We start from the raw sequence: 18,909 nt of genomic DNA on the forward strand, positions 1-18,909 counted from the left end.
CGGAGGGCCGAAGGGGCCGGCCGGGCGGCTCAGCCGGCGAACGGCCCGCCGTCGCCGAAGGCCAGCTTCGCGAAGCGCTCGCCGATGCGACGGTGCGTGGCGGCGTCCGGGTGCAGCGCGTCGGGCAGCGGCAGCTCGGCGTGGTCGGCCTCGCCGTAGAGCTCGCGACCGTCCAGGTGGTACAGGTTCGGGTCGTCGGCGGCCCGCTGCTCCACCAGCCGGGCCAGTTCCTCCCGTACGACGTTGAGGGTGAGCTTGCCGGCGGCCCGTTCCTCGGGGTTCCCCATGGCCGCGAACCGGAGTCGGCCCTCGCCGATGGTGCTGAAGTCGGGGACACTCGGGCCCGGGGTGTCCTCGTGGATGGGGCACAGGATCGGCGAGACGACCAGTAGCGGCGTCGCCGGATGGCCGTCGCGGATGGTGTCGAGGAAGCCGTGCACCGCCGGTGCGAAGGCACGCAGCCGCAACAGATCGGCGTTGACCAGATTGATCCCGATCTTGACGCTGATCAGGTCCGCGGGGGTGTCCCGCATCGCCCGCGCGGTGAACGGGTCGAGCAGCGCGCTGCCGCTCAGCCCCAGATTGACCAGGTCCACCCCGCCGAGGGAGGCGGCCAGCGCCGGCCAGGTGGTGGTCGGGCTCGCGGCGTCGGACCCGTGGCTGATCGAGCTGCCGTGGTGCAGCCACACCCTGCGGTCCCCACCGGCCACCGGCTCCACGGGGGCGTCGGTGCGCAGGGCGACCAGCTGGGTCATCTCGTTGTGCGGGAGCCAGATCTCGACGCGCTTGTCATGGTCCGGCAGCCCGGTGAAGCGGACGGTGCCGACGGGGCCCGGCCGCAGGTCGGCGGAGCCCGTGGCCATGTTCACCAGCATGACGTTCCCGCCGGTGACCTCGGCCTGCCCGGCAGGTTCGCCGTCGATCAGCAGGTCGTAGAGGCCGTCCGGACGGGGCGGGGCGCCCTCGTAGGCCATCTTGGTGCGGAGCGCGTCCAGCTCGACGGCGGTGGCCCGGGTGCGGAACACCAGCCGGACGCCGGACGGTTGCGCCTCCGCCATGTTCAGCTGACCGTCGGCACCCTGCGCGCGGGCCCGGGCGGGCAACCGGTGCGGCTGCACCCCCTGCGCGGTCCGCTCCAGTTCGAGCGCGCCGCGCAGCAGCTCCTCGGTGAGCGGGGTGGTGATCCAGCCCGCTGCCGGGGGCGTCGGCGTGGCGCCGGGGGCGGGGTCTCGAGGGACTGAGGCACTCATGATCGCAGGCTGTCAACGGGGTGGGCGGTCCGCAAACGCTTTTCCGGGCGCGGGCACCCACCGGGCGCCCGGCTCGCCCCACGCCGTGGCTCAGCGGGCGTCGCGGATCAGTTCCGCGAGGCCGTGGTCCAGGTCGAGCTGAAGGTGTTCCAGGCCGACCGGCACGAGTTCGCCGGCGGCCTCGAGGAATCTGCGGATCTCGCCCGAGCGGACATGGACGACGGCGGTTCCCTCGGGCGCGTGGAACTCCAGCACCGTCCGGTCGTATCCGTAGGGCCGCACCCGTACGTCGCCGTGGCCCTCGGGTTCCTGCAGCCCCGCGGTGAGCAGTTCGCGGGCGAAGGTCCAGCAGACCTCGACGCCCTCCAGGGTGGCGGGGGCGGGGAAGGTCATACGCACGGCGAACGGGTCGCTCCGGTCGTAGTGCAAAGTGGCGGGAATGCTCGCCATCCGCGGCGCGGCGGCGACGAGCCGGGCCTCGACGGGCTGCTCGATGACGGTGGACAACGCCTTGCTCCCTCGTGACGGCTGAACGACGGCTGAACGGCTTCCGGGCGGATAGGGCGGCCTACTCAAAGAGACGACGGAATCAGCCAATCCGTGCCCGCCGGAACAGAGTGACCTCTGTCACCGCCTTCATGCGTCCGAGTGGCCGGGGTCTCCCGGCGGGTGGTGTGCGCGGCTTGCGCGGGACCCCGCCCCGCCGCGAGAAGATCCCGGGCCCGTAGGCTCGTCGCCACCATGACGAGCGTACGCATCCCCGCGGACTGGCCCACGACCGAGGAGCAGGCCCGCGCGGTCCAGGACGGACTGCGCGGGCGGGTGGTGCTCGACGAGCCCGGCCCGGCGCCCGGAACGGGCCGTGTCACCGGGGTGGACGTGGCGTACGACGACGAGCGGGACCTCGTCGCGGCGGCGGCCGTGGTCCTGGACGCGGGCAGCCTGGAGGTCGTGGCCGAGGCCACGGCCGTCGGCCGGATCTCCTTCCCGTACGTTCCGGGCCTGCTCGCCTTCCGGGAGATCCCCACCGTCCTGGCCGCCCTCGACGCCCTGCCGTGCCCGCCGGGACTGGTCGTCTGCGACGGCTACGGACTCGCCCACCCCCGCCGCTTCGGCCTCGCCAGCCACCTCGGGGTGCTCACCGGCCTGCCGACGATCGGCGTCGCCAAGAACCCCTTCACCTTCACTTTCACGCCCCCGGCGGCCCCGCGCGGCAGCACGGCTCCGCTGCTCGCCGGGGCCGAGGAGGTCGGCCTGGCTCTGCGCACCCGGGACGCCGTCAAGCCGGTCTTCGTCTCGGTCGGCCACCGCGTGACCCTCGCCAACGCCCGCGCCCACACCCTCGCGCTGACCCCCGCGTACCGCCTCCCGGAAACCACCCGCAGAGCGGACGCCCTGTGCCGCCGGGCCCTGCGGGAGGCGGGGGGCGCGGGGGAGGCGGCGGGCGCCGACGCTTAGGGCCCGGCCGGCGGATCATGCCGCAGACGCGGGGTCCGGCACGCACATCTGCCGCGTTGTCGTCACTCGCCGACTCCCCCGAACTCTCGACGAGCTCGGGCAGGGGGGACCCCCCTCGCGTCGACTCCCTCCTCCGCCTTGCCGCTGCACGCTCCCCCTCTCTCGGCTTCTCCCCCACTCTCGGCTTCGCTCGAGCGGGAGGGACCCCCATGAGCGGGAGGGACCCCATGAGCGGGGGCACCCCCATCGCCCCCGCTCACCGGCGCTGATGAGGGCGCCGTCGCTTTCCTGCGACTTGATCCGCCGGACAGGCCCTAGGCGGTTCCCCGCCGCTCGTCCTGCTCGATGCGCCAGCGCCCCACCTCGCGGTACTCCGAGTCGTAGATCTCCGCTCCGTCCCCGGGCTTCATCGGGTAGTGGCGCAGGTTCCCGCCCCAGTACCGCAGGATCCGCCCCAGCTCACCCACGGGATCCTCGGCCAATGCCTCGTCGTCCATGCTCACTTCGAGAAGAAATCGCATGCCTTCGATTGTTTCATTGAACTCCCCTTTGAGACTTGGGTGAAAGGCATGCTCGGTCTGCAGGGGGAGAGCGTCGAAAAGTCTCGACCCGGGCTCAGGACGGGCGGGTCGCGGCGACGCGGAAGCGGATGCCCGCGGACCGCAGCCGCTCGATCAGCGCATCGCCCATCGACACCGCGGTGGTGACCTGTCCCGAGGTCGGCGGGAGGTCGTCGAAGGCCAGGCAGAGCGCCGCCTCGGCGAGCATCTTCGCCGTCTCGTCGTAGCCGGGGTCGCCGCCCGCGACCTCGGTGCAGACCCGCCGTCCGCCGCCCTCGCCCACGAAGCGGACGGTGAACCAGCTCCTGGCGCGCTTCTCGGGTCCCGGCCCGTCACCGGGTGCCAGCCGGCCGGACAGGCGGCGTCGCAGGGGCGGCAGTTGAGCCGCGGCGACCAGCGCGGCCACGGCCGCGACCCCGCCCACCGCGAACGGCAGGTGCCGGACGGCCGCGTAGTGCCGGTAGCGGAAGTCGGGCCCGTACCGGTCGAGCGCCTTCGCCGACCGGCGCACGATCCGCGCGTCGATGGTCGGCAGGGGCAGCGCCCAGGCGCCGACCTCGGGGGCGTAGCGCGGCCCGCCCGACGGCGCCGACACCCGGCGCCCCATCAGCCGCGGCTCGTGCCGCCGCCGGTCCCGGGCCGCCGCACGGAGCTGTCGGGGCCGGGCGAACTGGCCCAGCGCCGAGGCGAAGGTCCCGCCCGAGAAGGTGGCGTCGGCGGTCACGAAACCGTCCACCGTCAGCGGCACCCCCTCCGGCAGTTGCAGCACGGTGAAATACGCGCCCAGGTCGTGCGGAACCGAGTCGAAGCCGCAGGCGTGCACCAGGCGTGCGCCGGTCTCCCGCGCGCGTGCGTCGTGGCGGACGTACATCAGGTCCACGAACTCCGGTTCACCGGTGAGGTCGAGGTAGTCGGTGCCGGTGTCCGCGCAGGCGGCGACGAGTTCCTCGCCGTAGGTCACGTAGGGGCCCACGGTCGTGGCCACCACGCGCGCGTGCTCGGCGAGCGCGCGCAACGAGGCCGGATCGGACACGTCCGCCCGCAGCACCCCGATCTCCGGATCGCCAAAGGGCCGTTCCAGCCGCTCCCGCAGGCGCTCCAGCTTCTCGGGGGAGCGGCCCGCGATCGCCCAGCGCAGACCGGAGGGCGCGTGGGCGGCGAGGTACTCGGCGGTGAGCGTCCCGACGAAGCCGGTGGCCCCGAAGAGCACGATGTCGTAGGGACGGTCGTCCGTCCTGTTCAGCCTGTTCATGACACCCCTTGTCGTGGCGCCCCTCGTGATCGTGACGCCCCTGGCTCCGCGGTCGTGCCGCTGTCGGTGGCCGAGGCTAGCGTGAGGGGTGCGGAACCCGACGACCACGGTGGAAGCGCCGAGCCGAGCGGGAGCGCGGCGCGGACCGCGCCGTAGAGTGGCCGGGACGCATGGCCAAGCGCTTGCTCGGCTTCTTGTGCCGGATGGAACGTGTTCTTAGCATCACTGGTGTTACATCAGTTGTGTCACAGCTGGGGGTGCGATGACGAAGGTACCGACGCAGGGTCCGCTCACCGGAGTGCGCGTGGTCGAGCTGGCCGGGATCGGCCCCTGCCCGTTCGCCGCCATGCTCCTCGCCGACCTGGGCGCCGACGTCGTCCGGGTGGACCGCCCCCGCGCCCCGGTGCTCGCGATCGAGGCCGCGTACGACGTCACCAACCGCAACAAGCGCTCCGTGGTCGTCGACCTGAAGGCCCCCGACGGCGCCGACCGCGTCCTCGACCTGGCCGAACGCGCCGACGTCCTCCTCGAGGGCTACCGCCCCGGCGTCGCCGAGCGCCTCGGCGTCGGCCCCGGGGACTGCCACGCCCGCAACCCGCGCCTCGTCTACGGCCGGATGACCGGCTGGGGCCAGCAGGGCCCGCTCGCCGACCGCGCGGGGCACGACATCGCGTACATCGCCCGCACCGGCGCCCTCGGCATGATCGGCAGCCCGGACCGGCCGCCGACCGTCCCGGCCAACCTGCTCGGCGACTACGCGGGCGGCTCCCTCTACCTCGTCGTCGGCGTCCTCGCCGCGCTGCACCACGTGCGCGCGGGCGGCACCGGGCAGGTCGTCGACGCCGCCATCGTGGACGGCACCGCCCACCTGTCCGCGATGATCCACGGCATGCTCGCCGCCGGCGGCTGGCAGGACCGGCGCGGCGGCAACCTCCTCGACGGCGGCTGCCCGTACTACGGCACCTACGGGACGGCCGACGGCGGGTACATGGCGGTCGGCGCGCTGGAGCCGCAGTTCTACGCCGAGTTCCTGCGGCTCCTCGGCCTCGAGGACCAGACGGACGCCCACACGGACGTCACCCGGTGGCCCGCGCTCCGCGAGCACGTCGCCGCCCGCTTCAAGGCCCGTACCCGCGACGAGTGGACCGCCGTCTTCGACGGCTCCGACGCGTGCGTGGCCCCCGTCCTGTCGCTGCGCGAGGCCCCGCACGACCCGCACCTCGCCGCCCGCGGCACCTTCACCGACCACGACGGCATCACCCAGCCCGCACCGGCCCCGCGGTTCTCCGCCACCCCCACCACCGTGCGCACCGGGCCCACCCGGCCGGGCGCCGACACCGACGACGTGGCCCGCGACTGGGACGTCCCCCGACTGCTGTCCGCGCCCCGAAACCCTCAGCGAAAGGCCACCCCGTGAGCACCGAAGCGTACGTGTACGACGCGATCCGCACCCCGCGTGGGCGCGGCAAGGCGAACGGCGCCCTGCACGGCACCAAGCCCGTCGACCTGGTCGTCGGCCTCATCCACGAGGTCCGCGACCGCTTCCCGGACCTCGACCCGGCCGCCGTCGACGACATCGTGCTCGGTGTCGTGGGCCCCGTCGGCGACCAGGGCTCCGACATCGCCCGGATCGCCGCCATCGCCGCCGGACTGCCCGACACCGTCGCCGGCGTCCAGGAGAACCGCTTCTGTGCCTCCGGCCTGGAGGCCGTCAACCTGGCCGCGGCCAAGGTCCGTTCCGGCTGGGAGGACCTCGTGCTGGCCGGCGGCGTGGAGTCGATGTCCCGGGTGCCGATGGCCTCCGACGGCGGCGCCTGGTTCAACGACCCGATGACCAACCTCGCCACGAACTTCGTCCCGCAGGGCATCGGCGCCGACCTGATCGCCACCATCGAGGGCTTCTCGCGCCGGGACGTCGACGAGTACGCGGCCCTGTCGCAGGAGCGGGCGGCCACCGCGTGGAAGGAGAACCGCTTCGCGCGGTCCGTCGTCCCCGTGAAGGACCGCAGCGGACTCGTCGTCCTGGACCACGACGAGCATCTGCGCCCCGGCACCACCGCCGACTCCCTCGCGGGGCTCAAGCCGTCCTTCGCGGACATCGGCGACCTGGGCGGCTTCGACGCGGTGGCGCTGCAGAAGTACCACTGGGTGGAGAAGATCGACCACGTCCACCACGCGGGCAACTCCTCCGGCATCGTGGACGGCGCCTCCCTCGTCGCCATCGGTTCCAAGGAGGTCGGTGAGCGTTACGGGCTCACCCCGCGCGCGCGGATCGTCTCCGCCGCCGTGTCCGGCTCCGAGCCCACCATCATGCTCACCGGCCCCGCCCCCGCGACCCGCAAGGCGCTCGCCAAGGCCGGGCTGACCATCGACGACATCGACCTCGTCGAGATCAACGAGGCGTTCGCGGCGGTCGTGCTCCGCTTCGTGAAGGACATGGGCCTGTCGCTGGACAAGGTCAACGTGAACGGCGGCGCCATCGCGCTCGGCCACCCGCTCGGCGCAACCGGCGCGATGATCCTCGGCACCCTCGTCGACGAACTCGAACGCCAGGACAAGCGCTACGGCCTCGCCACCCTGTGCGTGGGAGGCGGCATGGGCATCGCCACCGTCGTCGAGCGCATCTGAACCCCGGCGACCCACACGCGACTTCTACGGAGACCCCTCATGACCGAGAGCACCACCATCCGCTGGGAACAGGACGACACCGGCGTCGTCACCCTCGTCCTCGACGACCCCGACCAGTCCGCGAACACCATGAACCAGGCGTTCCGCGACTCGCTCGCCGTGATCACCGACCGCCTGGAGGCGGAACTCCGGGCCGACCCGGACTCCATCCGCGGCATCATCCTCACCTCCGCCAAGAAGACCTTCTTCGCGGGCGGCGACCTGCGCGACCTGATCCGGGTCACCCCCGACACGGCGCAGGACCTGTTCGACGGCGGCCTGGCGGTCAAGCGGCAGCTGCGCCGCATCGAGACGCTCGGCAAGCCGGTCGTCGCGGCGATCAACGGCGCCGCCCTGGGCGGCGGTTACGAACTCGCCCTGGCCTGCCACCACCGCGTTGCCCTCGACGCGCCCGGCTCCAGGATCGGCTGCCCCGAGGTCACCCTCGGCCTGCTCCCCGGGGGCGGCGGCGTCGTCCGCACCGTCCGCCTGCTCGGCATCGCCGACGCCCTGCTGAAGGTGCTGCTCCAGGGCACCCGGTACAGCCCTCGACGCGCCCTGGAGAACGGCCTCGTCGACGAGGTGGCCGACACCCGCGAGGAGCTGCTGGCCAAGGCCCACGCCTTCATCGACGCCCACCCCGAGTCCGCCCAGCCCTGGGACCGGCCCGGCTACCGCATCCCCGGCGGCACTCCGTCCCACCCCAAGTTCGCCGCCAACCTGCCCGCCTTCCCGGCCAACCTGCGCAAGCAGACGAACGGCGCCCCCTACCCGGCGCCGCGGAGCATCCTCGCCGCCGCCGTCGAGGGCGCCCAGGTCGACTTCGAGACCGCCCAGGTCATCGAGGCCCGCTACTTCGTCGAGCTGGCCGCCGGGCAGACGTCGAAGAACATGATCCAGGCGTTCTTCTTCGACCTCCAGGCCGTCAACGCCGGCGCCAACCGCCCCCAGGGCATCGAGCCCCGCCAGGTACGCAAGGTCGCCGTGCTCGGCGCCGGGATGATGGGAGCCGGCATCGCCTACTCGTGCGCCCGCGCGGGGATCGACGTCGTCCTGAAGGACGTCTCCCTGGAGGCGGCCGTCAAGGGCAAGGGCTACTCCGAGAAGCTGTGCGCCAAGGCCGTCGCCAAGGGCCGGACGACCCAGGAGAAGGCCGACGCGCTGCTCGCCCGGATCACGCCCACCGCCGAGGCGCAGGACCTGGCCGGCTGCGACGCGGTCATCGAGGCCGTCTTCGAGGACACCGCCCTCAAGCACAAGGTGTTCCAGGAGATCCAGGACGTCGTCGCCCCCGACGCGCTCCTGTGCTCCAACACCTCCACCCTGCCCATCACCGCCCTCGCCGAAGGCGTCGAACGCCAGGACGACTTCATCGGGCTGCACTTCTTCTCGCCCGTCGACAAGATGCCGCTCGTCGAGATCATCAAGGGCGAGCGAACGGGGGACGAGGCGCTCGTCCGCGCCTTCGACCTGGTCCGGCAGATCAAGAAGACGCCGATCGTCGTCAACGACTCGCGCGGCTTCTTCACCTCACGCGTCATCGGCCAGTTCATCAACGAGGGCGTCGCCATGGTCGGCGAGGGCATCGAGCCCGCCTCCGTCGAACAGGCGGCCGCCCAGGCGGGCTACCCCGCCAAGGTGCTGTCCCTGGTGGACGAGCTGACCCTCACCCTGCCGCGCAAGATCCGGACCGAGTCCAGGCGGGCCGTCGAGGAGGCCGGCGGTACCTGGACCGAGCACCCCGCCGACGCCGTCATCGACCGCATGGTCGACGAGTACGACCGCCCCGGCCGCGCCGCCGGCGCCGGCTTCTACACGTACAGGGAGGACGGCGGGCGCGACGCCCTGTGGCCCGGCCTGCGGGAGCACTTCACCAAGCCCGGCCACGAGATCCCGTTTTGGGACATGCAGGAGCGGATGCTGTTCTCCGAGGCGCTGGACACGGTCCGGCTGCTGGAGGAGGGCGTGCTGACCTCGGTCGCCGACGCCAACATCGGCTCCGTCCTCGGCATCGGCTTCCCCGGCTGGACCGGCGGCGTCCTGCAGTACATCAACGGCTACGAGGGCGGCCTGCCCGGATTCGTGGCACGCGCGCGTGAACTCGCCGAGCGCTACGGCGAGCGCTTCGCGCCGCCGGCGCTGCTGGTGGCCAAGGCGGAGAAGGGGGAGCGGTTCACGGACGCCGGCTGAGGCGCCGGGAGAGCCCGGGCGGGGGGACGGACAGCGGGCCCGTCCCTCGTCCGTCCCCGCTGTCCGTCCCGCATCCCTGTTCATTCCCCGCCGTCGAGCCACTCCCGCAGCTCCTCGCGCAGCGACCGCTGAAACGTCGTCAGCAGCGCCTGCACCACGAGCGGATGCATATGGGCGGACAGCGATCTCACCTCCCGCGTGTCCCGCTCCGCCACCGCGTCCCGCAACAGACGCGACAGGTCCTGGGCGGCCGCGCGCGCATGCTCGGTGAGCGCCGCGCGGGCGGCGAGGATCGTCTCGTGCGCCAGCGGTACGTCCAGCAGTTCGACGCCGAGCCGCAGCAGACCCGCGTCGACCCGGAAGTCCCCGCCGTCCCGCTCGACGACGTTCAGCGCGGCCAGCCGCCGCAGGTCCTCCTCGTCCAGCACCCGCCCCGCGCGCCGCTCCAACTCCTCGCGCGACACCCTCTCCACCGTGCCGGGCGCCCAGGAGGCCACCACCGCACGCTGGATCGCCAGGTCCCGCGCGCTCAGATCCGGCGGCAACCGCCCCAGATACCGTTCGATGGCCGCCAGCGTCATGCCCTGCCGCTGCAACTCCTCGATCAACGCCAGCCGGGCCAGGTGCTCCTGCCCGTAGTGACCGACGCGACGCGGCCCGATCACCGGGGGCGGCAGCAGTCCTCTGCTGCCGTAGAACCGGACCGTCCGCACCGTGACCCCGGCCTTCGCCGCCAGCTCGTCGATCGTGAGGGCCGGCCCCTCGATGTCGGTCGTCATGTACAGCAGTATCACTGTCCCACCAGCCGTGCGACACCTCAGTCACCCCGACTGCCGGTCACGGTCCGGCCGTCGATCGACAGGACGACGACTGCCGGGAGGTGAGTTTCAGGCCATATGTGGTAGGGGCTTGTCTGGGGGAGTGAAGCTCCGCCCATCGGCTCGACGAAAGGTGCCGCCCGTGACGCAGGATCAACCCGGCGACAAGGACCGCACGGCCGGCCCGGGGTCGGCTTCGGGAACGGAACCCACCGGACGTGAGAGCCCTCGCACCGACCGGGTGGTGTTCGGTGTCACGGCCGTGCTCACCGTCGCGTTCGTCGTATGGGGCGCCACAGCGACCGAATCGCTCGAGGACGTCTCGAGCAGCGCGCTCACCGGTCTGATGCACAACGGCGGCTGGGCGTTCATGCTGGCCGCCTCCGGCTTCGTCGTCTTCGCCCTCTGGCTCGCGATCAGCCGCTACGGAAAGATCCATCTCGGCGCCGAGGGCGAGAAACCCGAGTTCCGCACGGTCTCGTGGGTCGCGATGATGTTCAGCGCGGGCATGGGGATCGGCCTGATGTTCTACGGCGTCAGTGAGCCCTTGGCGCACTACATCACCGCGCCGCCGGGCACCCACCCGGCCGACCCGGGCGAGCGCATGGAACTGGCCATGGCGACCACGCTCTTCCACTGGACGCTGCACCCGTGGGGAATCTACGCCGTGGTCGGCCTGGGCATCGCCTACAGCACCTTCCGCAGGCGGCGCCGGCAGACCATGAGCGCGGTCTTCACCCCGCTCATCGGGGCGAAGCACGCCAACGGCGCCCCCGGCCGCGTCATCGACATCCTCGCGATCGTGGCGACCGTCTTCGGCTCGGCGGCCTCCCTGGGCCTCGGCGCGCTGCAGATCGGCTCCGGCATGCGGGAACTGAACTGGCTGGACAAGGTCAGCACGGGGCTGCTGGTCGGCATCATCGCGGTGCTCACGGTCGCGTTCATCGCCTCCGCCGTGTCGGGCGTGGAGAGGGGCATCCAGTGGCTGTCCAACACCAACATGGTGCTGGCACTGGTGCTCGCCCTGTTCGTGTTCGTGGCCGGCCCGACGATCCTCGTCCTCGACCTGGTGCCCACCTCCGTCTTCGGCTACCTGGGCGACCTGCCCCAGCTGGCCGGCCGTACGGAGATCAGCGCCGGCCAGGGAGTGGCGAAGTGGCTGGGCAGTTGGACGGTCTTCTACTGGGCGTGGTGGATCTCCTGGACGCCGTTCGTCGGTATGTTCATCGCCCGCATCAGCCGGGGCCGTACGATCCGTCAGTTCATCGGCGGGGTCATCCTCGTGCCCAGCACGGTCAGCCTGATCTGGTTCGCGATCTTCGGCGGTACCGCGATGCGGCTCCAGGGGCAGGGCCGGCTCGGTGCGGAGGCGACCCCGGAGGGCCAGCTGTTCGCGGTGCTCCAGGAGTACCCCATCGCCACGGCCTCGAGCCTGCTGGTGATGATCCTCGTCGGCATCTTCTTCGTCTCGGGCGCGGACGCCGCCTCGGTCGTCATGGGCACCCTCTCCCAGAAGGGGGCGCTCGAACCGGACCGCCTGGTGGTGGTGTTCTGGGGCGTGGTCACCGGCGCCGTCGCCGCGATCATGCTGCTGGTGGGCAGCGGCCAGGGCGACGCGCTGACCGGCCTGCAGAACCTCACGATCCTCGCGGCGGCCCCGTTCGTCATCGTGATGATCGTGATGTGCGTGGCGCTCATGCGCGATCTGCGCCGCGATCCGCTCATCGTGCGGGGCGAGATGGCCTCCGAGGCGGTCGACATGGCCGTCATCGCGGGCCACACGAAGTACGACGGCGACTTCGAACTCCGTATCGGCCCCGGCCCCGGGCCGGACGTGGAGGGAGACCCGATCGGCAAGCAGTGACCGCCGACGCCGCTTCGGCCGCCCTCGGCGGCGGTGGACGGGCCGCGCATTGCGGAGGTAACGGAATATGTCATGCCGTGCTCGTGTCCGTCCGACTGCGGTAATACTCACAACATGCCTGCCGAGTACGCGACCTTCGGCCTGACACCGGCGATCCGTGCCGGTGGACTCCTCTCCGGCGGTGACTACCAGGTCCACCGGGACTTCGTCGACTTCGTCGTCGACGGACGCCCGCTGCTGTTCCGCCTCTGTGACCTCGACGCCGTCTCCCCGCTCGCCTCCGACGTGCCGCCCGCCATCTTCACCGCCCAGGTCCGCAGCCTGCTGCTGGAGACCGAGGCCCCGCTGCCGTCCGGCCGGTACATCGTCTACGGCTGCCCCGACTGCGAGGACCTCGCCTGCGGCGCGGTGACCGCCGCCATCGAACGGGACGGCGAGGACTACATCTGGCGGGACTTCGCCTGGCAGACCGACGAGCACGCCGACCTGGAACGCAACGGCTACCACGGCCTGGGCCCGTTCCGCTTCCGCGGCACCGACTACCGCACGGCCCTCGCCGCCCTGCTGGACGGCGCCGACGGCACCCGCCGCCGTGTCCTGCTGATCGGGGCCCGCGTCGCCCTGCTCGCCAGGCTCGCCGCGGCCCTGCGCACCATCGGGATCGGCGCCGACATCGCCCAGGACGCCGACGGCGTCCCCGCCGACGAACTGCGCGGCTACAGCGCCGTGGTCTTCGGCCGGTCGGCCGGCGCCGCCGAACGGGAGGCCGTACGCGGCGCGTTCGCCGCCGCCGACGTCGACGTGCCCTGCGTCGACGGCCTCGCCCCGGTCGTCCCCCTCCTCGTCGCCCAGACCGAACACGCCCTGGACCGCAGCCCGCCCGAGCGGCGCCGCCTCACCGCTCTGAGCGTCCCGGTCTCCGCGGCCGGTGCCGTGGCGGAGGTCGAGGTCACCTCGTCCTGCCGGGTACGGCTCACCGCGTACCGCGTCGACCGCCTCTCCCGCACCCACACCCACGAACTCTTCGACGGCGTCCTGGAACCGGGACTCCACCGCATCCCCCTGGACGCGAAGGCGGTGAAGGGGGAGTCCTACCTGGTGGCCCGCACCGCCGGGGCGGTACGGACGACGTCCGTGCGGCGGTGAGGACGGGGGGCGGGGAAAGCCGGGGGAGCGGCACGACGTCCGTGCGGCGGTCGGAACCGGCGCGCCGGCGGATGAGCCCAAAGGCTAGGATCGGCGGTCTGATGACTGCCACTCTCGTCGCCAAGAACCTCTCCGCCGGCCATGGCGACCGCTCCCTGTTCAGCGGCCTCGACCTCGTCGTCGCCCCCGGCGACGTGATCGGCCTGGTCGGTGCCAACGGCGCCGGCAAGTCCACCCTGCTGCGCCTGCTCGCCGGCCTCACCGCGCCGGAGCAGGGCGAGCTGCGCCTCTCCCCGCCCACGGCGACCGTCGGACACCTCCCGCAGGAGCCGGAGCGCCGGCCCGGCGAGACCGTCCGGGAGTTCCTGTCCCGGCGTACCGGTGTCGCCGAGGCCCAGCGGACCATGGACGAGACGACCCAGGCCCTGGTCGACGGGGCGCCCGGCGCCGACGACGCGTACGCCGACGCCCTGGAGCGGTGGCTGGCCCTGGGCGGCGCCGACCTCGACGAGCGCGCCGAGGAGGTCACCGCCTCCCTCGGACTGACCGTCGGCCCGGACCACCTCATGACCGCCCTGTCCGGTGGCCAGGCGGCCCGGGCAGGCCTCGCCTCCCTCCTCCTGTCCCGCTACGACGTCTTCCTGCTCGACGAACCGACCAACGACCTCGACCTGGACGGTCTGGAGCGCCTCGAACGCTTCGTGGGCGGGCTGCGCGCCGGGACGGTCGTGGTCAGCCACGACCGCGAGTTCCTCACCCGCACCGTCACCAAGGTCCTCGAACTCGACCTCGCCCAGCGGCAGATCAACCTCTACGGCGGCGGCTACACGGCCTACCTTGAGGAACGGGAGGTGGCCCGCCGGCACGCCCGCGACGAGTACGAGGAGTACGCCGACAAGAGGTCCGCGCTCCAGGAGCGCGCCCAGATGCAGCGGTCCTGGATGGACAAGGGCGTGAAGAACGCGCGCCGCAAGGCGGGCGGCGACAACGACAAGATCGGCCGCAAGTTCCGCAGCGAGGCGAGCGAGAAGCAGGCAGCCAAGGCCCGCCAGACCCAGCGCATGATCGAGCGCCTGGAGGTGGTCGAGGAGCCGCGCAAGGAGTGGGAGCTGCGTATGGAGATCGCGGCGGCCCCACGCTCCGGCGCGGTGGTGGCGACGCTGCGGGACGCCGAGGTGCGACGCGGCGACTTCGTGCTCGGGCCGGTCTCGCTGCAGATCGACTGGGCGGACCGGGTGGCCGTCACGGGCGCCAACGGCGCCGGCAAGTCCACCCTGCTGGCCGCCCTGCTGGGCCGTGTCCCGCTCGACGCCGGGCACGCCGCCCTCGGCTCGGGCGTCCTGCTCGGCGAGGTCGACCAGGCCCGCGCCCTGTTCCACGGCACCGACACCCTGCTCGACGCCTTCCGTGCCGGGGTACCGGAGACCGAACCGGCCGAGATCCGCACCCTGCTGGCCAAGTTCGGGCTCAAGGCGGACCAGGTGATGCGGCCGGCCGTCACCCTCTCCCCGGGCGAACGCACCCGAGCCGCCCTCGCCCTCCTCCAGGGCCGGGGCGTCAACCTCCTCGTCCTCGACGAGCCGACCAACCACCTCGACCTGCCCGCCATCGAGCAGCTGGAGTCGGCCCTGGACTCCTACGAGGGCACTCTCCTGCTCGTCACCCACGACCGGCGCATGCTCGACGCGGTGCACGTCACCCGCCGCCTGGAAGTGGCCGACGGCAAGGTGACGGAGTACTGACACCGAGCGCCGACGCGGTGCCGGGCGCCGGACCCGGCCGGACCGAGACGGGCACACGTTTGACGTGAGGGCCGTACGGCCCGCAGCGGGCCCGCTGACAGCCCGCCCCGGGCGGTCCCGTACTCCTCGCTCGCCATGACGTCCCGAGTGCCGACCCGTGATGTCGACATGCCGACGCTCTACGGACGGGCCGGGCCCGGACCCTCGCGCCGCAGCGGAGAATCCGGGCCCGGGGAGAGGTCAGCGCCTGCCGTTCTTGGGGTCGACCAGGCCCGCGCGGCGCAGGGCGTCGGCCATCGCGCTGTTCGCCGGCGCGGGTGCCTGACGCGCGCCGGCGCTTCCGCGACCGCCGCCACCGCCGCGGCCCTGACCCTGCCCCTGACGCTGCTGAGGCGGGCGTCCCACGCCGCGCTGCCGGCGCCCGCCGGAGGCGTCCCCCTGCTCCGCGGCCTCGTCGTCCAGCCGCAGCGTCAGCGAGATCCGCTTGCGCGGGATGTCGACGTCGAGGACCTTCACCTTGACGATGTCGCCCGGCTTCACCACGTCCCGCGGGTCCTTGACGAACGTCTTCGACATGGCGGAGACATGGACCAGACCGTCCTGGTGGACGCCGACGTCGACGAACGCGCCGAAGGCCGCCACGTTCGTCACCACGCCTTCCAGGATCATCCCGGACGACAGGTCGGAGATCTTCTCCACGCCCTCCTTGAAGGCGGCGGTCTTGAACGCCGGCCGCGGGTCGCGCCCCGGCTTCTCCAGTTCCCGGAGGATGTCCCCGACGGTCGGCAGACCGAACGTCTCGTCCACGAAGTCCTGCGGCCGCAGCGAGCGCAGCACGGCGGTGTTGCCGACCAGCGAGGCGACCTCCTGGCCGGAGGTCTTCACCATGCGCCGCACGACCGGATAGGCCTCCGGGTGCACGCTGGAGGCGTCCAGCGGGTCGTCGCCGCCGCGGATCCTGAGGAAGCCGGCGCACTGCTCGAACGCCTTGGGACCGAGCCGCGGCACCTTCTTCAGCTCGCGGCGGGACCCGAACGGCCCGTTGCTGTCCCGGTGGGCCACGATGTTCTCGGCGAGCCCGGACGTGATGCCGGAGACCCGGGCGAGCAGCGGCGCCGACGCCGTGTTGACGTCCACGCCCACGCCGTTCACACAGTCCTCCACCACCGCGTCCAGCGAACGCGACAGCTTCACCTCGGACAGGTCGTGCTGGTACTGGCCGACGCCGATCGACTTCGGATCGATCTTCACCAGCTCTGCCAGCGGGTCCTGGAGCCGCCGCGCGATCGACACCGCGCCGCGCAGCGACACGTCCATGTCCGGCAGCTCCTGCGAGGCGAACGCGGAGGCCGAGTACACGGAGGCGCCCGCCTCGGACACCATGACCTTCGTCAGCTTCAGCTCGGGGTGCCGGGTGATGAGGTCGCCGGCGAGCTTGTCGGTCTCACGGGACGCGGTGCCGTTGCCGATCGCGATCAGCTCGACCGCGTGTTCCCGGGCGAGCCGGGCCAGTTTGGCGATCGCCTCGTCCCACCGGTTCGCCGGGACGTGCGGGTGGATCACGTCGGTGGCGACGACCTTGCCGGTCGCGTCCACCACGGCGACCTTCACGCCCGTACGGAACCCGGGGTCGAGCCCGAGCGTCGCGCGGGTGCCGGCCGGTGCGGCGAGCAGCAGGTCACGGAGGTTGGCCGCGAACACCCGCACCGCCTCGTCCTCGGCCGCCGTACGGAGCCTCAGCCGCAGGTCGATGCCGAGATGCACCAGGATGCGCGTACGCCAGGCCCAGCGGACCGTGTCGAGCAGCCACTTGTCCGCGGGACGGCCCCGGTCGCCGATCCCGAACCGGTGGGCCATCAGGCCCTCGTACGAGGACGGGCCGTCCGTCGCCTCCTCCGGCTCCAGGACGAGGTCGAGGACCTCCTCCTTCTCCCCGCGCAGCATCGCCAGGATCCGGTGCGAGGGCAGCTCGGTGAACGGCTCGGCGAAGTCGAAGTAGTCGGCGAACTTGGCGCCCGCCTCCTCCTTGCCGTCGCGCACCTTGGCGGCGAGCCGCCCGCGCACCCACATGCGCTCCCGCAGCTCGCCGATCAGGTCGGCGTCCTCCGAGAACCGCTCGGTGAGGACGGCCCGCGCTCCGTCCAGGGCGGCCTGCGGATCGGCGACGCCCTTGTCGGCGTCCACGAACGCGGCGGCCGCGGCGAGGGGCTCGACGCCCGGATCACCGAGCAGCCCGTCCGCCAGCGGTTCCAGCCCCGCCTCACGCGCGATCTGTGCCTTGGTGCGCCGCTTGGGCTTGTACGGCAGATAGACGTCCTCCAGCCGCGCCTTGGTCTCCGCGCCCCGGATCCGCTCCTCGAGCTCCTCGGTGAGCTTGCCCTGCTCGCGCACCGATTCCAGGATCGCCGTGCGCCGCTCCTCGAGCTCCCGCAGATAGCGCAGCCGCTCCTCGAGCGTGCGCAGCTGCGCATCGTCGAGCATTTCGGTCGCTTCCTTGCGGTAGCGGGCGATGAAGGGCACCGTCGAACCGCCGTCGAGCAGTTCCACGGCGGCTCTGACCTGCCGCTCCTGTACGCCGAGCTCCCCGGCGATCCTGCCTTCGATGGACCCTGTGAGGGGTGTCGTCACGATCCCGTACCGCCTTCTTCGCTGAGGTTGCGCGGCAATTGTGGCAGGTGGCGCCGACAATCGGGGATCAGGGCGGCGACTCGTCGGGCCGTGGCGCGCGCCGGGTCAGGCGCGCCGGCCGCGGCCGGCGGACGAGGCACCGCCGAAGAGACGGGCCAGAGCCCGCAGCGGCAGCGTCACGACGGTGGCGACGGCGCCGCCGATCTGGCGCAGGACATCCGCGACGGCACGGAACACGTGTTTCCCCTTTCCTCCCCCGACCGTCTTCGGCCGGGACGGACCACGTGGACCTCCGTGTACCTCGTCGACGCCTCGACATGTGCGCCGTGTCGCTACGACTGCCCCGAGGCGGCCTGTCGTTGACCCGAAAGGCTCCAGGTGAACCGGGGCGGTCTGCGTTCCAGGAACGCGGCGACCCCCTCCGCGGTGTCGCCGTTCCCGTGCGCCCGCTCGCTCCAGTGGTCGTCCCGGTCGGTGTGCCCGTTCGCGAACTCCTTCGCCGCGGCCTGCGTCAACTGCGAACGGGATGCCAGGATCCGGGTGAACTCCGCGACCCGCCGGCCCAGTTCGCCCTCGGGGAGCACCTCGTCGACCAGTCCCGTGCGCAGGGCCCGCCCGGTGTCGATCAATTCACCCGAGAACAGCAGGTACTTGGCGGTGGACGGACCCACCAGCGACACCAGCCGCCGGGTGGAGGACGCCGGGTAGACGATGCCGAGCCTGGCCGGTGTCACCCCGAACACCGCTCCCTCCTGGGCGAACCGCAGATCGCAGGCCGCCGCCAGCTGTGCCCCGCCGCCGACGCAGTGGCCCCGGATCGCCGCCAGCGTCGGCTTGGGGAAGGCGGCGAGTGCCTCCTCGGCCGCCACGGCGAGCCGCTGCGCCTCCTGCGGCGACCCCCGGAGCGTGGAGATGTCCGCCCCGGCGCAGAACGTCCCGCCCTCGCCGGTGAGCACCAGTGCCCGTACCCCGGGGTCACCCGCCAGCGTGTCGAGCAGCGGCGGCAAAGCGTGCCACATCGCGGTCGTCATGGCGTTGCGCTTCGCCGGATGGCGGATGACGACCGTGGCGACCGCGTCGGTGACGCTGTACAGCACCTGGGGCTCCATGGGGTCGGATGCTATCCGCCCCGGTCGGGGCACTGAGCGGCAGGAGCGTACGAGGAAGGAGCGAGTGAGGGCGAACCCATACAATCCGAACAGTTCGCCGAGACGGTTCCGGGCAGGCAGAAACGATCCCGCGATGGGCGGCGGCAAACGTCGACGATCAGAAACGCTCGGTATCCGCTGACTTCTGTTCAGCGCTTCGGCGAGACGCGGATCGTTATCAACACT

Annotated in this window: 15 protein-coding genes; 7 read left to right on the forward strand and 8 right to left on the reverse strand. The window is 72.3% G+C overall.

Translation table 11 applies throughout. The annotated features are described in order from the left end of the window. Positions 1-29 precede the first annotated feature (29 nt). Both AC6F7H_RS27150 and ssgD read right to left on the reverse strand, forming a co-directional pair. Positions 30-1,250: a GDSL-type esterase/lipase family protein gene (locus AC6F7H_RS27150; RefSeq protein ID WP_500759696.1), complete on the reverse strand. Its 1,221-nt coding sequence runs from the start codon at positions 1,248-1,250 to the stop codon at positions 30-32. Between the two features lie 90 nt (positions 1,251-1,340). Beyond that, positions 1,341-1,757 carry a spore wall synthesis regulator SsgD gene (gene ssgD / locus AC6F7H_RS27155; RefSeq protein WP_500759697.1) on the reverse strand — a complete coding sequence of 139 codons (417 nt, stop codon included), beginning with the start codon at positions 1,755-1,757 and terminating at the stop codon, positions 1,341-1,343. A 234-nt stretch (positions 1,758-1,991) separates the two neighbouring features. Here ssgD and AC6F7H_RS27160 point away from each other — a divergent pair, with 234 nt between their 5' ends. Continuing rightward, the gene (locus tag AC6F7H_RS27160; protein WP_500759698.1) at positions 1,992-2,708 is read left to right on the forward strand and encodes an endonuclease V; all 717 of its coding nucleotides are present in this window, start codon (positions 1,992-1,994) and stop codon (positions 2,706-2,708) included. Positions 2,709-3,022: 314 nt separating this feature from the next. On the opposite strand, the gene AC6F7H_RS27165 is transcribed toward AC6F7H_RS27160, so the two are convergent. After that, positions 3,023-3,229 carry a hypothetical protein gene (locus AC6F7H_RS27165; protein WP_500759699.1) on the reverse strand — a complete coding sequence of 69 codons (207 nt, stop codon included), beginning with the start codon at positions 3,227-3,229 and terminating at the stop codon, positions 3,023-3,025. Between the two features lie 94 nt (positions 3,230-3,323). After that, the gene (locus AC6F7H_RS27170) at positions 3,324-4,520 is read right to left on the reverse strand and encodes a saccharopine dehydrogenase family protein (protein WP_500759700.1); all 1,197 of its coding nucleotides are present in this window, start codon (positions 4,518-4,520) and stop codon (positions 3,324-3,326) included. A 262-nt stretch (positions 4,521-4,782) separates the two neighbouring features. Between AC6F7H_RS27170 and AC6F7H_RS27175 the strand changes: the two genes are divergently transcribed. From AC6F7H_RS27175 to AC6F7H_RS27185, 3 genes are read left to right on the forward strand one after another with little or no spacing between them, the layout of a single operon-like run. Continuing rightward, entirely contained in the window at positions 4,783-5,937 is a 1,155-nt protein-coding gene (locus AC6F7H_RS27175) for a CaiB/BaiF CoA transferase family protein (protein ID WP_500759702.1), read from the forward strand. Then, on the forward strand, positions 5,934-7,148 hold the full coding sequence (locus tag AC6F7H_RS27180; RefSeq protein ID WP_109380211.1) for an acetyl-CoA C-acetyltransferase: 1,215 nt from the start codon (positions 5,934-5,936) through the stop codon (positions 7,146-7,148). The genes AC6F7H_RS27175 and AC6F7H_RS27180 overlap by 4 nt, the downstream gene beginning before the upstream one ends. Before the next feature lie 39 nt (positions 7,149-7,187). After that, the gene (locus AC6F7H_RS27185) at positions 7,188-9,377 is read left to right on the forward strand and encodes a 3-hydroxyacyl-CoA dehydrogenase NAD-binding domain-containing protein (RefSeq protein WP_500759704.1); all 2,190 of its coding nucleotides are present in this window, start codon (positions 7,188-7,190) and stop codon (positions 9,375-9,377) included. An 80-nt stretch (positions 9,378-9,457) separates the two neighbouring features. Here AC6F7H_RS27185 and AC6F7H_RS27190 read toward each other — a convergent pair whose 3' ends face one another. After that, positions 9,458-10,156 carry a MerR family transcriptional regulator gene (locus AC6F7H_RS27190; RefSeq protein ID WP_500759705.1) on the reverse strand — a complete coding sequence of 233 codons (699 nt, stop codon included), beginning with the start codon at positions 10,154-10,156 and terminating at the stop codon, positions 9,458-9,460. 181 nt (positions 10,157-10,337) lie between these two features. Here AC6F7H_RS27190 and AC6F7H_RS27195 point away from each other — a divergent pair, with 181 nt between their 5' ends. From AC6F7H_RS27195 to AC6F7H_RS27205, 3 genes are all read left to right on the forward strand, one after another. Continuing rightward, a complete protein-coding gene (locus AC6F7H_RS27195) occupies positions 10,338-12,059 on the forward strand; it encodes a BCCT family transporter (protein ID WP_500759707.1) in 1,722 nt (573 codons plus the stop codon). A 114-nt stretch (positions 12,060-12,173) separates the two neighbouring features. Next, positions 12,174-13,205 carry an oxidoreductase gene (locus AC6F7H_RS27200; protein ID WP_500759708.1) on the forward strand — a complete coding sequence of 344 codons (1,032 nt, stop codon included), beginning with the start codon at positions 12,174-12,176 and terminating at the stop codon, positions 13,203-13,205. A gap of 101 nt (positions 13,206-13,306) precedes the next feature. Then, a complete protein-coding gene (locus AC6F7H_RS27205; RefSeq protein ID WP_500759709.1) occupies positions 13,307-14,947 on the forward strand; it encodes an ABC-F family ATP-binding cassette domain-containing protein in 1,641 nt (546 codons plus the stop codon). Between the two features lie 240 nt (positions 14,948-15,187). On the opposite strand, the gene AC6F7H_RS27210 is transcribed toward AC6F7H_RS27205, so the two are convergent. From AC6F7H_RS27210 to AC6F7H_RS27220, 3 genes are all read right to left on the reverse strand, one after another. Further along, the gene (locus AC6F7H_RS27210; protein ID WP_500759710.1) at positions 15,188-17,575 is read right to left on the reverse strand and encodes a Tex family protein; all 2,388 of its coding nucleotides are present in this window, start codon (positions 17,573-17,575) and stop codon (positions 15,188-15,190) included. A 105-nt stretch (positions 17,576-17,680) separates the two neighbouring features. Next, positions 17,681-17,812 (reverse strand): LPFR motif small protein, encoded by a 132-nt coding sequence (locus AC6F7H_RS27215; protein WP_500759712.1) that lies wholly within the window; start codon positions 17,810-17,812, stop codon positions 17,681-17,683. Between the two features lie 95 nt (positions 17,813-17,907). Next, positions 17,908-18,684 (reverse strand): enoyl-CoA hydratase/isomerase family protein, encoded by a 777-nt coding sequence (locus AC6F7H_RS27220; RefSeq protein WP_500759714.1) that lies wholly within the window; start codon positions 18,682-18,684, stop codon positions 17,908-17,910. Positions 18,685-18,909 lie beyond the last annotated feature (225 nt).

The organism is Streptomyces sp. MMS24-W38 (assembly GCF_059889265.1).

Excerpts from the sequence above, each read along its gene's own strand:
- AC6F7H_RS27190 (WP_500759705.1), bottom strand. The coding sequence starts at position 10,156 with ATGACGACCGACATCGAGGGGCCGGCCCTCACGATCGACGAGCTGGCG.
- AC6F7H_RS27165 (WP_500759699.1), bottom strand. The coding sequence starts at position 3,229 with ATGCGATTTCTTCTCGAAGTGAGCATGGACGACGAGGCATTGGCCGAG.
- AC6F7H_RS27175 (WP_500759702.1), top strand. The coding sequence starts at position 4,783 with ATGACGAAGGTACCGACGCAGGGTCCGCTCACCGGAGTGCGCGTGGTC.
- AC6F7H_RS27220 (WP_500759714.1), bottom strand. The coding sequence starts at position 18,684 with ATGGAGCCCCAGGTGCTGTACAGCGTCACCGACGCGGTCGCCACGGTC.
- AC6F7H_RS27200 (WP_500759708.1), top strand. The coding sequence starts at position 12,174 with ATGCCTGCCGAGTACGCGACCTTCGGCCTGACACCGGCGATCCGTGCC.
- AC6F7H_RS27205 (WP_500759709.1), top strand. The coding sequence starts at position 13,307 with ATGACTGCCACTCTCGTCGCCAAGAACCTCTCCGCCGGCCATGGCGAC.
- AC6F7H_RS27160 (WP_500759698.1), top strand. The coding sequence starts at position 1,992 with ATGACGAGCGTACGCATCCCCGCGGACTGGCCCACGACCGAGGAGCAG.
- AC6F7H_RS27185 (WP_500759704.1), top strand. The coding sequence starts at position 7,188 with ATGACCGAGAGCACCACCATCCGCTGGGAACAGGACGACACCGGCGTC.
- AC6F7H_RS27150 (WP_500759696.1), bottom strand. The coding sequence starts at position 1,250 with ATGAGTGCCTCAGTCCCTCGAGACCCCGCCCCCGGCGCCACGCCGACG.
- AC6F7H_RS27170 (WP_500759700.1), bottom strand. The coding sequence starts at position 4,520 with ATGAACAGGCTGAACAGGACGGACGACCGTCCCTACGACATCGTGCTC.